The 13,298-nt window shown below is 64.1% G+C and carries 12 protein-coding genes and 1 pseudogene; 10 read left to right on the top strand and 3 right to left on the bottom strand.

What is annotated here, in order from left to right; translation table 11 throughout:
* Positions 1 to 59 precede the first annotated feature (59 nt).
* Complete coding sequence (locus ACZ5TH_RS10360) at positions 60 to 755, bottom strand: extensin family protein (RefSeq protein ID WP_464793849.1); 696 nt, start codon at positions 753 to 755, stop codon at positions 60 to 62.
* 159 nt (positions 756 to 914) lie between these two features.
* Here ACZ5TH_RS10360 and ACZ5TH_RS10355 point away from each other — a divergent pair, with 159 nt between their 5' ends.
* The 7 genes and pseudogenes from ACZ5TH_RS10355 to ACZ5TH_RS10325 all read left to right on the top strand — a co-directional run bounded on the left by ACZ5TH_RS10355 (position 915) and on the right by ACZ5TH_RS10325 (position 8,345).
* Positions 915 to 2,075 (top strand): phosphoserine transaminase, encoded by a 1,161-nt coding sequence (locus ACZ5TH_RS10355; RefSeq protein ID WP_464793848.1) that lies wholly within the window; start codon positions 915 to 917, stop codon positions 2,073 to 2,075.
* Between the two features lie 122 nt (positions 2,076 to 2,197).
* Positions 2,198 to 3,778, top strand: a complete 1,581-nt coding sequence (gene serA / locus ACZ5TH_RS10350) for a phosphoglycerate dehydrogenase (protein ID WP_464793847.1) — start codon at positions 2,198 to 2,200, stop codon at positions 3,776 to 3,778.
* 85 nt (positions 3,779 to 3,863) lie between these two features.
* A complete protein-coding gene (locus ACZ5TH_RS10345; RefSeq protein WP_464793846.1) occupies positions 3,864 to 4,994 on the top strand; it encodes an ATP phosphoribosyltransferase regulatory subunit in 1,131 nt (376 codons plus the stop codon).
* Between the two features lie 132 nt (positions 4,995 to 5,126).
* A complete protein-coding gene (locus ACZ5TH_RS10340) occupies positions 5,127 to 6,416 on the top strand; it encodes an adenylosuccinate synthase (RefSeq protein WP_464793845.1) in 1,290 nt (429 codons plus the stop codon).
* Between the two features lie 4 nt (positions 6,417 to 6,420).
* Positions 6,421 to 6,603, top strand: coding sequence for a hypothetical protein (locus ACZ5TH_RS10335; protein WP_062113188.1), 183 nt, complete (start codon positions 6,421 to 6,423; stop codon positions 6,601 to 6,603).
* Between the two features lie 174 nt (positions 6,604 to 6,777).
* Positions 6,778 to 7,347: pseudogene (locus ACZ5TH_RS10330) on the top strand (NADPH-dependent FMN reductase).
* A gap of 113 nt (positions 7,348 to 7,460) precedes the next feature.
* Positions 7,461 to 8,345, top strand: a complete 885-nt coding sequence (locus ACZ5TH_RS10325) for a bestrophin family protein (RefSeq protein ID WP_464793844.1) — start codon at positions 7,461 to 7,463, stop codon at positions 8,343 to 8,345.
* Positions 8,346 to 8,348: 3 nt separating this feature from the next.
* Here the strand turns inward: ACZ5TH_RS10325 and ACZ5TH_RS10320 are convergent, their stop codons facing one another.
* Both ACZ5TH_RS10320 and pdxH read right to left on the bottom strand, forming a co-directional pair.
* Positions 8,349 to 9,680: a dicarboxylate/amino acid:cation symporter gene (locus tag ACZ5TH_RS10320; RefSeq protein ID WP_464793843.1), complete on the bottom strand. Its 1,332-nt coding sequence runs from the start codon at positions 9,678 to 9,680 to the stop codon at positions 8,349 to 8,351.
* A gap of 192 nt (positions 9,681 to 9,872) precedes the next feature.
* Positions 9,873 to 10,448, bottom strand: a complete 576-nt coding sequence (pdxH, locus tag ACZ5TH_RS10315) for a pyridoxamine 5'-phosphate oxidase (protein ID WP_464793842.1) — start codon at positions 10,446 to 10,448, stop codon at positions 9,873 to 9,875.
* A gap of 118 nt (positions 10,449 to 10,566) precedes the next feature.
* On the opposite strand from pdxH, the gene ACZ5TH_RS10310 reads away from it, so the two are divergent.
* From ACZ5TH_RS10310 to fabI, 3 genes are read left to right on the top strand one after another with little or no spacing between them, the layout of a single operon-like run.
* Positions 10,567 to 11,493, top strand: coding sequence for a DnaJ C-terminal domain-containing protein (locus tag ACZ5TH_RS10310; RefSeq protein ID WP_464793841.1), 927 nt, complete (start codon positions 10,567 to 10,569; stop codon positions 11,491 to 11,493).
* A 14-nt stretch (positions 11,494 to 11,507) separates the two neighbouring features.
* A complete protein-coding gene (locus ACZ5TH_RS10305; RefSeq protein ID WP_464793840.1) occupies positions 11,508 to 12,479 on the top strand; it encodes a YihY/virulence factor BrkB family protein in 972 nt (323 codons plus the stop codon).
* A complete protein-coding gene (gene fabI / locus ACZ5TH_RS10300; RefSeq protein ID WP_464793839.1) occupies positions 12,476 to 13,285 on the top strand; it encodes an enoyl-ACP reductase FabI in 810 nt (269 codons plus the stop codon). The genes ACZ5TH_RS10305 and fabI overlap by 4 nt, the downstream gene beginning before the upstream one ends.
* Positions 13,286 to 13,298 lie beyond the last annotated feature (13 nt).

Below are 13,298 nucleotides of genomic sequence, written 5' to 3'. Positions count from 1 at the left end.
CAGCGGCAAAAGCCACCCGCCTTTTTCGCGCTCAGCGGCAAAAGCCGCCCTCGCCGCTGTCAGCGGCAAAAGCCACCTCTTCCACCCATATCGAAATGAAAATGATCATGATGCGCGACATTATAGTCGGGGCTGAGCACCGTGCGGAACCGCTTGCAGGCGCTCGCTCTGACTACCTCCAGAAACTGCCGCGTCTGCCGGTCGCCATTCCATCCCTGCTCGATGGTGATCCGCCGCCCGTCTGACAGGACAAAGGCCGACACATCCACCGCATTGCTGTGCGCATGTTCGGACAGCCTCCCGCTGCCAGCGATCGGCCGACAATTATAGGTGCCGAAAGTCTCGATCCGCTCGATCTCCGCGCCCAGGATCAGTCGCGCGGCAGGCTGAACCCCATAGCGCGCCCATGCCGCGAAATTGGCTGCCAGCCCGCATGTCATCGCGCCCAGATTGGTGGCAGGCACGCCGATGTCGAGCAGCTTGACGCTGCCCATCGCCGAACAGCCGCCGCCGAAATTCTGATCGGGCAGGGGCGTGAACAGCACCGATTGCGATTGCAGCTTCACCAGGCACTGGCGCAATTCCATCGGCGGAGGCGCGGCAGGACGGGCGCTCTTTACAGGCTTGGACGGACGCTCCACCCGCCCGCGCGGGACGAGGTCCCCGCCGCACGATGCCAATGTCACGCACAGCGCCAGCAGAGCCGCCTGGCCCGCGCCGCGTATCGCCGCTTTCCCCCTGACCCGCTCGTTCATGATCAACCATTTACCATGCCTGACGCAATTGAGGGTTAACGAGCGCAACGGTTCGTCGCATCCAGACATTCAGCTTGACTCTTCCCCTGCGATCTTTAGGGCGGCCAGCGGGCCACGCGGTCCCAACGCCGCGCGAGCTCTCTGCAAGGAGAAGCGTACATGACTGATGTTACCGCCGCCGACGCCACTATTGCGCCCGCGGCCAAGCCGACGAATAAACCGGCTCGCCCCTATTTCTCTTCGGGTCCCTGCGCCAAGCCTCCGGGCTGGAGCGCCGACAAGCTGAGCGCTGAATCCCTCGGCCGCTCGCACCGCGCAAAGATCGGCAAGACGCGCCTCGCTTACTGCATCGACCTGATGCGCGAGCTGCTGAACCTGCCCGACACCCACCGCATCGGCATCGTGCCTGGTTCCGACACCGGCGCTTTCGAAATGGCGATGTGGACGATGCTGGGCGCCCGCCCGGTGACGACGCTCGCCTGGGAAAGCTTTGGCGAAGGCTGGGTGACGGACGCCGCCAAGCAGCTCAAGCTCGATCCCACGATCATCCGCGCCGACTATGGCCAGTTGCCTGACCTCGGCACTGTCGATTTCTCGAACGACGTTCTCTTTACTTGGAACGGCACGACCTCGGGCGTGCGCGTGCCGAACGCCGACTGGATCCCGGCGGATCGCGAAGGCCTGACCTTCGCCGACGCCACCAGCGCAGTCTTCGCGTACGAGATCGACTGGACCAAGATCGACGTCGCCACCTTCTCCTGGCAGAAAGTTCTCGGCGGCGAAGGCGGTCATGGCGTGCTGATCCTCGGCCCCCGCGCGGTCGAGCGTCTGGAAAACCACACCCCCGCCTGGCCGCTGCCCAAGGTCTTCCGCCTGATGGCAAAGGGCAAGCTCGCCGAAGGCATCTTCAAAGGCGAGACGATCAACACCCCGTCCATGCTGGCTGTCGAAGACGCGATCTTCGCGCTGGAATGGGGCAAGTCGCTGGGCGGCCTCAACGGCCTGATCGCCCGCAGCAACGCCAACGCGGCCGCGCTCAACAAGATCGTCGAGGAGCGCAGCTGGCTCGGCCATCTCGCTGCCGATCCGGCGACCCGCTCGACCACCAGCGTCTGCCTGACCGTCGAAGGTGCGGACGAAGCTCTCATTAAGAGCATGGCTGGCCTGCTGGAAAAGGAAGGCGCGGCCTATGACGTCGCGGGTTACCGCGATGCCCCGGCTGGCCTGCGCATCTGGTGCGGCGCGACGGTAGAGACCGCCGATATCGAAGCGCTCGGTCCGTGGCTCGACTGGGCCTACGCAACGGCCAAGGCTGGCTGACCCTCACCTAGTTACGTCACCCCGGCCTTGAGCCGGGGTCCCGCTTCTTCTTCCGTCCGCCCGCAGCCAAGCGGGACCCCGGGTCAAGCCCGGGGTGACGGTGAAAACACAGGAATCATCAGATGCCCAAGGTACTTATTTCCGACAAAATGGACCCCCGCGCCGCCGCGATCTTCCGCGAACGTGGCTTGGAAGTCGATGTAATCACCGGCAAGACCCCGGAAGAGTTGAAGGCGATCATCGGCCAATATGACGGCCTCGCCATCCGCAGCTCGACCAAGGTGACCAAGGAAATCCTGGACGCCGCGCCCAACCTCAAGGTCATAGGCCGCGCAGGCATCGGCGTCGATAACGTCGATATCCCTGCCGCCTCGGCCAAGGGCGTGATCGTCATGAACACCCCGTTCGGCAACTCGATCACCACCGCCGAACATGCCATTGCGCTGATGTTCGCGCTCGCCCGCCAGTTGCCCGAAGCCAACGCCCAGACGCAGCAGGGCCTGTGGCCGAAGAACGGCTTCATGGGCGTTGAAGTCACCGGCAAGACGCTGGGTCTGATCGGCGCGGGCAATATCGGCTCGATCGTCGCCAGCCGCGCGCTTGGCCTCAAGATGAAGGTGGTCGCCTTCGACCCCTTCCTCACCCCCGAGCGCGCCGTTGAAATGGGCGTGGAAAAGGCCGACCTCGACACGCTGCTGGCGAAGGCGGACTTCATCACGCTGCACACGCCGCTGACCGACCAGACCCGCAACATTCTGAGCAAGGAAAACCTTGCCAAGACCAAGAAGGGCGTGCGCATCATCAACTGCGCGCGCGGCGGTCTGGTCGATGAAGCCGCGCTCAAGGAAGCGATGGATTCCGGCCACGTCGCAGGCGCGGCGCTCGACGTGTTCGTGCAGGAACCGGCCAAGGAATCGCCGCTGTTCGGCACCCCCAACTTCATCTGCACCCCACACCTTGGCGCCTCGACCGACGAAGCGCAGGTCAACGTCGCGCTTCAGGTCGCCGAACAGCTCAGCGACTATCTGCTCGACGGCGGCATCACCAACGCGCTGAACGTGCCCAGCCTGTCCGCAGAAGAAGCCCCCAAGCTCAAGCCCTATATGGCGCTGGCGGAAGAACTGGGCAGCCTCGTCGGCCAGCTGGAAGGCGACCGCATTCAGGGCGTCTCGGTCGAGGTCGAAGGCCATGCCGCCGAACTCAATCAGAAGCCGATCACGGCGGCGGTCCTCGCTGGCCTGATGCGCGTCTATTCGGACACGGTGAACATGGTCAACGCACCCTTCCTGGCGAAGGAACGCGGCCTCGACGTCCGTGAGGTCCGTCACGACCGCGAGGGCGACTATCAGACCCTCGTCCGCGTCACGGTTAAGACCGAAGCAGGCGACAAGTCGGTCGCTGGCACCCTGTTCGGCCACGGCAGCCCGCGCCTTGTCGAGCTGTTCGGCATCAAGGTTGAAGCCGACCTCGAAGGCCACATGCTCTACATCGTCAACCAGGACGCGCCCGGCTTCATCGGCCGTCTCGGCTCGACGCTCGGCGAAGCAGGCGTCAACATCGGCACCTTCCACCTCGGCCGTCGCAGCCAGGGCGGTGAAGCCGTGCTGCTGCTGTCGGTTGACGGCGCGGTCAATGACGATGTGCTGAAGGCCATCTGCAACCTCGCAGGCGTGAAGACGGTGAAGCTGTTGAAGTTCGCCTGATCCTGAACAAACTCCGTTCGGTTCGAGCTTGTCGAGAACCGAACGGAGGCTGGATAATCTGGCCGATCTTGCTAAAGGCCAGCCCATGACCACCATCCCACCCGGCCTCCTTCCCGAAGGACTCTCCGACCGCCTGCCGCCGCAGGCCGAAGCCTCCGCGCGTCTCGCGCGCCGCGTGCTCGATACCGTGGCGTCCCATGGCTATGAGCGCGTCATGCCGCCGCTCGCCGAGTTTGAGGAAACGCTGGTCAGCCGCCTCAAATCCATGCGCGCGCAGGACCTTGTCCGTGCCGTCGATCCGGTGTCGCAGCGCAGCTTGGCGCTCCGCCCCGACATGACCGCCCAGGTCGGCCGTATCGCCGCCACCCGCCTCGCCAGCGCGCCCCGTCCGCTGCGCCTGTCCTATGGCGGCCCGGTCATCCGGCTGAAGGCCAACCAACTCCGCCCCGAACGCGAACGCCTGCAAGTCGGCGCCGAACTCATCGGCAGCGATAGCGTCGCCGCCGCCGTCGAGATCGTCAACGTAGCGATCGAGGCGCTGCAAGCCGCGGGCGTCACCGGAATCACGATCGACTTCACCCTGCCGGACCTGATCGACAGCCTAGCCGCCGGCCCCCTCCCGCTCGCTCCCGAAGAGATCGAAGCCGTCCGCGCCGAACTCGACGCCAAGGATGCGGGCGCCCTCGCTGCGATCAGCCCGGCCGCCGCCGCGTATCTCCCCCTGATGGAAGCGACCGGCCCCTTCCACCCCGCGATGGAGATGCTCGAAGCGCTCAACGCCAAACTCGGCGGCGCAATCGACAGCCGAATCGCGGGCCTGCGCGCCATCGCCAAGCCGATCGGCTGGGACATCACGCTGACGCTCGATCCCACCGAGCGCCACGGCTTTGAATATCAGAACTGGTTCGGCTTCTCGATCTTCGCCGAAGGCTTCATCGGCGAGATCGGCCGGGGCGGCAGCTATGCCATCACTCGCGCAGACGGGTCGGAAGAACCGGCGATCGGCTTCTCGCTCTACCCCGATCCACTCATCGACGCGGGTTTCGGCGCGGAAACGCCTCAGCGCCTCTTCCTCCCCCTCCACCATGACGAAAGTCGCGCCGCGCAACTTCGCGCTGACGGCTGGCAGACCGTCGCAGCACTCACAGGCCAGGAAAATGGGGAAGCGCTGCGCTGCACCCATTGGCTGGACGGCGACGAGCCGCGCCCCTACTGACTTGACGCATAGGGGGCAGCGCGGCTAACGCGCGCCCCGCATAGGGCGTGAAGCGTCCGCTTGATCCCACCGGCATGCCGAGTCCCGTCGAAGGGCATGGCCGGTCCCCGCGGCGGGCGGAGGACTGTATCTGTGGCTAACGTGACCGTGATCGGCGCCCAATGGGGTGACGAAGGCAAGGGCAAGATCGTCGACTGGCTGTCGGAGCGCGCCGATGTCGTCGCCCGCTTTCAGGGCGGCCATAATGCGGGCCACACGCTGGTTGTGGGCGAAAAGGTCTACAAGCTCTCGTTGCTCCCCTCGGGCATCGTGCGCGGCACGCTCAGCGTCATCGGCAACGGCGTCGTCCTCGACCCCTGGCACTTCCGCGATGAAGTCGCCAAGCTGAAGGGGCAGGGCGTCGAGATCACCCCTGAGAACCTCCAGATCGCCGAAACCTGCCCGCTGATCCTGCCTTTCCACCGCGACCTCGATGGCCTGCGCGAAGATGCATCGGGCACGGGCAAGATCGGCACCACCCGCCGCGGCATCGGCCCGGCCTATGAGGACAAGGTCGGCCGCCGCGCCATCCGTGTCTGCGACCTTGCCCATCTCGACGATCTTGGCCCGCAACTCGACCGCCTGACCGCCCACCATGACGCCCTGCGCGCGGGCTTCAACGAAGCGCCGATCGACCGCGACGTGCTGATGGCGGAATTGCGTGACATCGCCAGCTTCATCCTCCCCTTCGTCAAGCCCGTCTGGCTGACGCTCAACAAGGCGAAGGCGGCAGGCCAGCGCATCCTGTTCGAAGGCGCGCAGGGGACCTTGCTCGACATCGACCACGGCACCTATCCCTTCGTCACCTCGTCCAACACGGTCGCGGGCACGGCGGCGAGCGGCACTGGCCTTGGCCCCAATGGCGCGGGCTTCGTGCTCGGCATCGTCAAAGCCTACACCACTCGCGTTGGCTCCGGTCCCTTCCCGACGGAACTGGAGGACGAAACCGGCCAGCGCCTCGGCGAGCGCGGCCATGAGTTCGGCACCGTCACCGGCCGTAAGCGTCGCTGCGGCTGGTTCGACGCCGTGCTGGTACGCCAGTCGGTCGCCGTCTCGGGCGTCACCGGCATCGCGCTCACCAAGCTCGACGTGCTGGATGGCTTCGACACGCTGAAAATCTGCGTCGGCTACAAGATCGGCGACCAGACCTACGACTATCTCCCCGCCCATGCGCAGGATCAGGCGAAGGCGCAGCCCATCTACGAAGACATCGAAGGCTGGCAGGACACGACGGCGGGCGCCCGCAGCTGGGCCGACCTGCCCGCGCAGGCGATCAAATATATCCGCCGGATCGAGGAACTGATCGGCTGCCCGGTCACGCTCGTCTCGACCAGCCCCGAGCGCGAGGACACCATCCTCGTGCGCGATCCCTTCGCGGATTGATCCGATGGCAGGCGATCGCTTCGAGCGTCACAAACAGCCCTGGACGGCGGATGAGCTGCAAAAGCTCCATTCTCTGGCGAAAAAGGGCATGGCACTGAAAGCGATCGCCAAGGCCCTGACCCGCAGCGAGGAATCGGTAAAAGCCCGCGCCAAGCAGGACGGGCTTTCGATAGCGAAGTTGCGGTAAAGGCCATCGAATCCCGTCATGCCAGCGAAAGCTGGCATCTCGGGCCTCACGCCGTGCCCTATCTCCTGAGATGCCAGCTTCCGCTGGCATGACGAATGAAGGGGTGAGCCGATATGCTGGACGCGCGCTCATGCCGATGCGACAAACCTCCCTTTACAGCAAGGGAGCGCCGCCATGTCCCTCAACCTCCTCATCCTCTACGGCTCCTACCGGCGTAACCGCATGGGCATCCGCCTCGCCGACTATCTCATCAACGGCTTCCAGCAACTCGGCCACAAGCCCGAACTTATAGACGCGATGGAGGTCGGCCTCCCCATGCTCGACCAGCGCTACAGTGACTACCCGCCCGGCCAGGCCCCCGCAGCCATGGCCGCGCTGGCCGACCGCCTCACCGCTGCCGACGCCTTTGTCTTCGTGACCGGCGAATATAATCGGGGCGTTCAACCCGGCCTCAAGAATCTCGTCGATCATTATCTCAAGGAATTCGACCGCCGCCCCGCCGCGATCGCCAGCTATTCGGCGGGTCGTTATGCAGGGGTCAACAGCCACGCGGCTTGGACCGTGACGCTGTCCGCCATGGGCATGGCCGTCATCCCGGAACGTTTGAGCGTCGGCCAGATCGCCCAGACGCTTGATGAGCAGGGTTAGCCACAGGGTGACGGCGGCGCGGCGCTCGAACGCGGTTTTGCGGGTTTCGCGAGCAGCCTCATCTGCTGGGCGGAAGCGGCGAAGGCAGCGCGCTGACCTCCCCCCGTTGCAAAGAGGGCGTCACGCGCAGCCGGTAAATTGTCCCCCGCCCGCATCCAAAGGATGGCCGCTTTGTTTATGCCCTCCTGTGCTGAAATCCGGAGAAATGCATGATCGTCAATGCCGCGCCCAGCCTGCGCCAGATTGCGAGTGAAGTTTGGAAGCCGCTCGCCCTGTTGTTCATCTGGGACTGTGCGGTCACGATCACCTATTTCATCCTGCCCTTTCGCGCGCCACCGCTGCCGCTCACCCTGTTCGGCTCGGCGCTGGCGCTCTTCCTCGGCTTTCGCAGCAACTCATCCTATCAACGCTGGTGGGAAGGACGCATCCTCTGGGGCGCGATGATCAACGCCTCGCGCAGCCTAGCGCGCGCCACGCGCAACTTCCTGCCCGATCCCGAAGCGCGGGACCTGAAGCGAGAGATCATCAAACGGCAGATAGCCTATGTGAACGCCTTGCGATGCCAGTTGCGCCGCCAACCCTTCGATGATCGGGTCACCGGCTTTATCGAGGAACGGGACAAGGAGCAAGCGCTGGCGCGCACCAATCCAGCCAATGGCCTGCTGGACAGCGCCGGGCGCCGGATCGACATCGCCCGCCGGGAAGGATGGATCGACACTATCCAGCAAACGCAGATGGAAAAGACGCTGGTCGATATCTCCAATGCGCAAGGGGGGATGGAGCGGCTCAAGAACACGCCGTTGCCTATCCAATATCGGTTCCTGCCGACGCTGTTCACGCATCTCTTCTGCGTATTGCTGCCGATCGGGCTGGTGGAAACCCTTGGCCTTGCGACGCCGCTGGGGTCGACGGTGGCGGGCCTCATGTTCCTCGCCGTGCTGCGGATCGGCGACGATCTGGTCGATCCCTTCGCTAATAGTGTCCATGATGTGCCACTCTCCGCCATGTGCCGGACGATCGAGATCGACCTGCTCCAATCCATCGGCGACGACGCGCCTGCGCCGGATCAGCCGGTCAGGGGCATATTGTGGTAGCGATCAGCTTCGCGGATCTTCGTCCACCATGTCCGACGCCAGCTCCAACCCCGCGCGGCCATGCGCGGGCGTATGGGCCGGGGCCTTGGGATGCGGCACGAATTCGGGTTCCTCGACCTCCAGCATGCCTTCCCATTTGGTGATGACCGACGTGGCGATGGCGTTGCCCAGCACATTGGTGGCGGTGCGGCCCATGTCCATGAAATGATCGACGGCCAGGATGAAGGCGATGCCTTCCACCGGCAGGTCGAACTGGCCCAGCGTCGCCGCAACGACGACGAGCGAGGCGCGCGGGACGGCGGCGATGCCCTTGCTCGTCACCATCAGGACAAGCAGGATAGTGATCTGCGTCGCGATCGGCAGGTCGATGCCATAGGCCTGCGCGATGAAGATCGTAGCGAAGGTCGAATACATCATCGACCCGTCGAGATTGAACGAATAGCCGAGCGGCAGCACGAAGCTATAGATACGACGGGGGACGCCGAACCGGTCCAGCTGCTCCAGCATCTTGGGGTAGGCGGCTTCCGACGATGCCGTGGAAAAGGCGATCAGCAGCGGCTCACGCACATATTTGAGCAGCTTGATCATCCGCCGCCCCAGGAAGATCGCCCCGGCGCCACAGAGCAGCAGCCACAGCGCGAAGAGCGAAAGGTAGAATTCGCCCACCAACTCGCCAAAGGTCTTGAGCACGCCCAGCCCTTCGGTCGTGATTGCCGACGCCAGCGCCCCGAATACGGCAAGGGGCGCGACGCGCATCACATAGCCCGTCACTTGCAGCATCAATTCGACCATCGCCTCGATCACGGTAACGATCGGCTTGCCCTTCTCGCCAATGGCGGTCAGCGCGACGCCCACGAACAGCGAAAAGACGACGATCTGGAGGATCGAATTTTCCGCCATCGCGCCCACCATGGACGTGGGGAAGACATGCAGGACGAAATCCCTGAAATTGAGCGCTTCAGTATTCACGCCGGATGCGGCGCCCGACCGGACAAGGTTCAACCCTTCACCCGGCGCGAAGAAATTGACGAAGAAGAGGCCCAGCGTCAGCGAAATCAGGCTGGCGATGATGAACCAGGCCAACGCTCGCCCGCCGATCCGCCCCAACGCCGCGCTGTCGCCCATATGCGCGATCCCCGCGACCAGCGTCGAAAACACCAGCGGCGCGATGATCATCTTGATGAGGTGGAGGAAAATGTCGGCCAGCAGGTGGAAATATCCTGCCACATCCTTGGCAAGGGTCTTGTCGGCTCCGACCCACAAATTGGCCGCAAAGCCGGTGAGAACGCCCAGGATCATGCCAGCAAGAATGAAGGCCGTCAGTCGATTCCGCATGCAACCCCTCTTAGCCGTGCTGGCCTCACATCTAACAGGCGCCGACCGGAACGCCTATCCTGTTGAACGAACGACCGCAGCCTTATCCTCCCTGCGCCGGAGGCGTGGGGAGGGGGACCAGCCAAAGGCTGATGGAGGGGAAGCGCAACGCTGGCCACGCTCTCTCCACCACCGCTACGCGGCCCCCGCGCCTCAAGGATAAAGCAGCCCCTCGCGCCAACCATCGCCGTCCCGCTCGAACAACCGCCGTTCGTGCAGCCGATGCTCGCGGTCCTGCCAGAATTCGATCCGCTGCGGCACCACGCGAAATCCCGACCAGTGCGGCGGGCGAGGCACCGGCCCGCCCTCGAACCGGGCGACCGCATCGTCATAGCGGGCCATGAAAACCTCCCGAGACGGCAGGGGTCGCGACTGGTCGGAAGCCCATGCACCCAGCTGGCTGTCACGGCTGCGCGTAGCGAAATAGGCGTCGGCGGTCGCCTCATCGACCGTCTCGACCGGCCCTTCGATGCGGATCTGACGCCGCAGAGATTTCCAGTGAAACAGCAGCGCCGCATGCGGATTGGCGAGCAAATCCTCGGCCTTGCGCCCTTCGAAGTTCGTGTAGAAAATAAAGCCGTCCGGCCCATGCCCTTTCAGCAGCACCATCCGCACCGACGGCCGCCTGCGCGCGTCGGCGGTGGCCAGCGCCATCGCGTTGCTATCGTTGATTTCGGCGTCACGTGCTTCGCCATACCATTGGTCGAACAGGGTGAAGGGATCAGTCATGCTGCTGATCTACGGCTGGTTTCCGTTCATGTCGATGGCCGCGCCGCTTGAACGATCGTGACTATTTCGCCACATAAGGTGCAAATCAGCTTTCACGAACAAGGATAGACACTCGGCAATGGCGGATCCCTACTCCACTCTGGGCGTCGCGCGCGGCGCGAGCGAGGCAGAGATCAAGTCGGCCTACCGCAAGCTCGCCAAGGAGCTTCACCCTGACCGGAATCAGGATAATCCCAAGGCGGCCGAGCGTTTCTCGTCGGTTTCCAGCGCCTATGAGCTGCTGTCGGACAAGGACAAGCGCGCGCGTTTCGACCGGGGAGAAATTGACGGCGATGGTAATCCCACTGCCCCCTTCGGATTTGGCGGCGCTGGCGGCGGCGGTTTTCGTGGACGTCCGGGCGGCGGCGGCTTTGAATTCAACGAAGGCGCCGACTTCGGCGACATATTCGAAGGATTGTTCAGCGGCGGCGGCGCCCGGCGCGGTGGCGGGGGTTTCGGCGGCTTTGGCCGTGGAGCGCCATCCCAGAAGGGCGCCAATGTGTCCTACCGCCTCGCCGTCTCGTTCGTTGACGCGGCCACCCTCGCGCCGCAGCGCATCACCCTGCAGGACGGCAAGAGCATTGACCTCAAGCTGCCTGCTGGCGTCGAAACCGGCACGCAGATGCGGCTGTCGGGGAAGGGGCAGGCGGGGCCAGCCGGGGCAGGGGACGCGATCGTCACTATCGAGGTGAAACCGCACCCATTCTTCACCCGCGACGGCGATAATGTGCTGCTCGACCTCCCCATCACCCTCGACGAAGCGGTGAAGGGCGGCAAGGTCAAGGTGCCCACCGTCGATGGTCCGGTGATGCTCGGCGTCCCGGCCGGGACCACATCGGGCAAGACGCTGCGCCTGCGCGGCAAGGGCTTCACGCACAAGGCGGGCGAGCGGGGCGATCAGCTCGTCCGGCTGCTGATCGACATCCCCGGTGACGACCCGGCGATCCTGTCGCTCGTGGAAAGCTGGCAGGATGGCCGTGCCGTTCGCGCCCATTTGGGCGTCTAGGACGTTAGGAGGGCATGCCGCAGCCTTCACCCTACTCACCCGAATCCCGCCGCAAACGGATCGCGGACGACGCTCGTGCCCATCTCAACCGCGGCATAGCCAAGGTCCGACCCGGCAGCCACGCCTTCGAAATCATGAAGCGGGTGGCTGTCGGCACCTATAGCGATGGCTTCATCCACGCGGGAAACCTCGCCTATCTTTCGCTGATGACGCTCTTCCCCTTCTTCATCGTCGCGGCGGCGGTAGCCAGCATCTTCGGCCGGTCGCAGGATGGCCTGGCGGCGGTGGGCGCTTTCCTTGAAACCGTGCCGCCCGGCGTCGCCAGCGTGGTGAAACAGCCCATCATCGACGTGCTCACCGCCCGCACCGGACCGCTGCTCTGGCTGGGCGGCCTTGTCGGCCTGTGGACGGTGGGGAGCCTCATCGAAACCATCCGCGACATTCTCCGCCGCGCCTACGGCACCAAAAGCACGCGCCCTTTCTGGCACTATCGCCTGACCGCGATCGGCATCACGCTTGTCAGCGTATTCGCCGTGATGTTCGCCTTTTCCCTTCAGGTCGTCATAACCGGCATCGACCAGTTCCTGCACCAGCTGCTGCCCTTCGCGGACCAGGCGATGCAGATCGTCACCCTGACGCGCGCCCTGCCGATGCTGATCCTCTGCGTCGCTCTTTATTATCTCTATTTCTCGCTCACACCCAGCGCCTACAAGGACAAACGCTTTCCCAAATGGCCCGGCGCTGTCGCCACGGCGCTATGGTGGTATGGCGTCACCATGCTGCTTCCGCCCACGCTTTCGCTGCTCGGCGGCTATGACCGCACCTATGGCAGCCTGGCTGGCGTGATGATCACGCTCATTTTTTTCTTCCTCGTCGGGCTTGGCGTGGTAATTGGCGCGGAACTCAATGCGGCGCTTGCCGAATTTCCCGAAGAGGAAATCGAGCGTGGCAGTGAGGATAGTAAAGGGAACGGGACGGTAGAATGACGGGCTTGATGGCGGGAAAACGGGGTCTCATCATGGGCCTGGCGAATGACAAGTCGCTCGCATGGGGTATTTCCAAGGCACTGCGCGCACAGGGGGCGGAACTGGCCTTCTCCTATCAGGGCGATGCGCTGGCCAAGCGCGTGCGACCCTTGGCGGAAGAATTGGGATCGGACTTCCTGCTAGATTGCGACGTGTCCGACATGGACAAGCTCGACGCAGCTTTCGACGAGGTGAAGGCACGCTGGGGCAAGCTCGATTTCGTGGTCCACGCGATCGGCTTTTCCGACAAGAATGAGCTGCGCGGCAAATATGTCGATACCAGCCTCGAAAACTTCCTGATGACGATGAACATCTCCGCCTACAGCTTCGTCGCCGTCGCCAAACGCGCCCGCGCGTTAATGGCAGAGGGCGGCAGCCTGCTGACGCTGTCCTATTATGGCGCTGAAAAGGTCATCCCCCATTACAACGTGATGGGCGTGGCCAAGGCAGCGCTGGAAACCAGCGTCAAATATCTGGCGATGGACTTGGGACCCGAAAATATCCGCGTCAACGCCATCTCGGCAGGCCCGATCAAGACGCTGGCGGCCAGCGGCATCGGCGATTTCCGCTACATCATGAAGTGGAACGAGCTGAACAGCCCGCTTCGCCGCAACGTCACGATCGAGGATGTGGGCGGCGCGGCCCTCTATCTCCTCTCCGACCTTGCGTCAGGCGTCACCGGCGAAGTCCACCATGTCGACGCGGGCTACAATGTCATCGGCATGAAGGCCGAAGACGCCCCCGACATCGCGCTCGACAAGAGTTGACTCGACAGGGGCT

It is taken from the genome of Sphingobium sp. TomTYG73 (assembly GCF_055394245.1).
The sequence above is the reverse complement of the archived record's forward strand: the minus strand, read 5'-3'. Positions and strand labels throughout refer to the sequence as shown.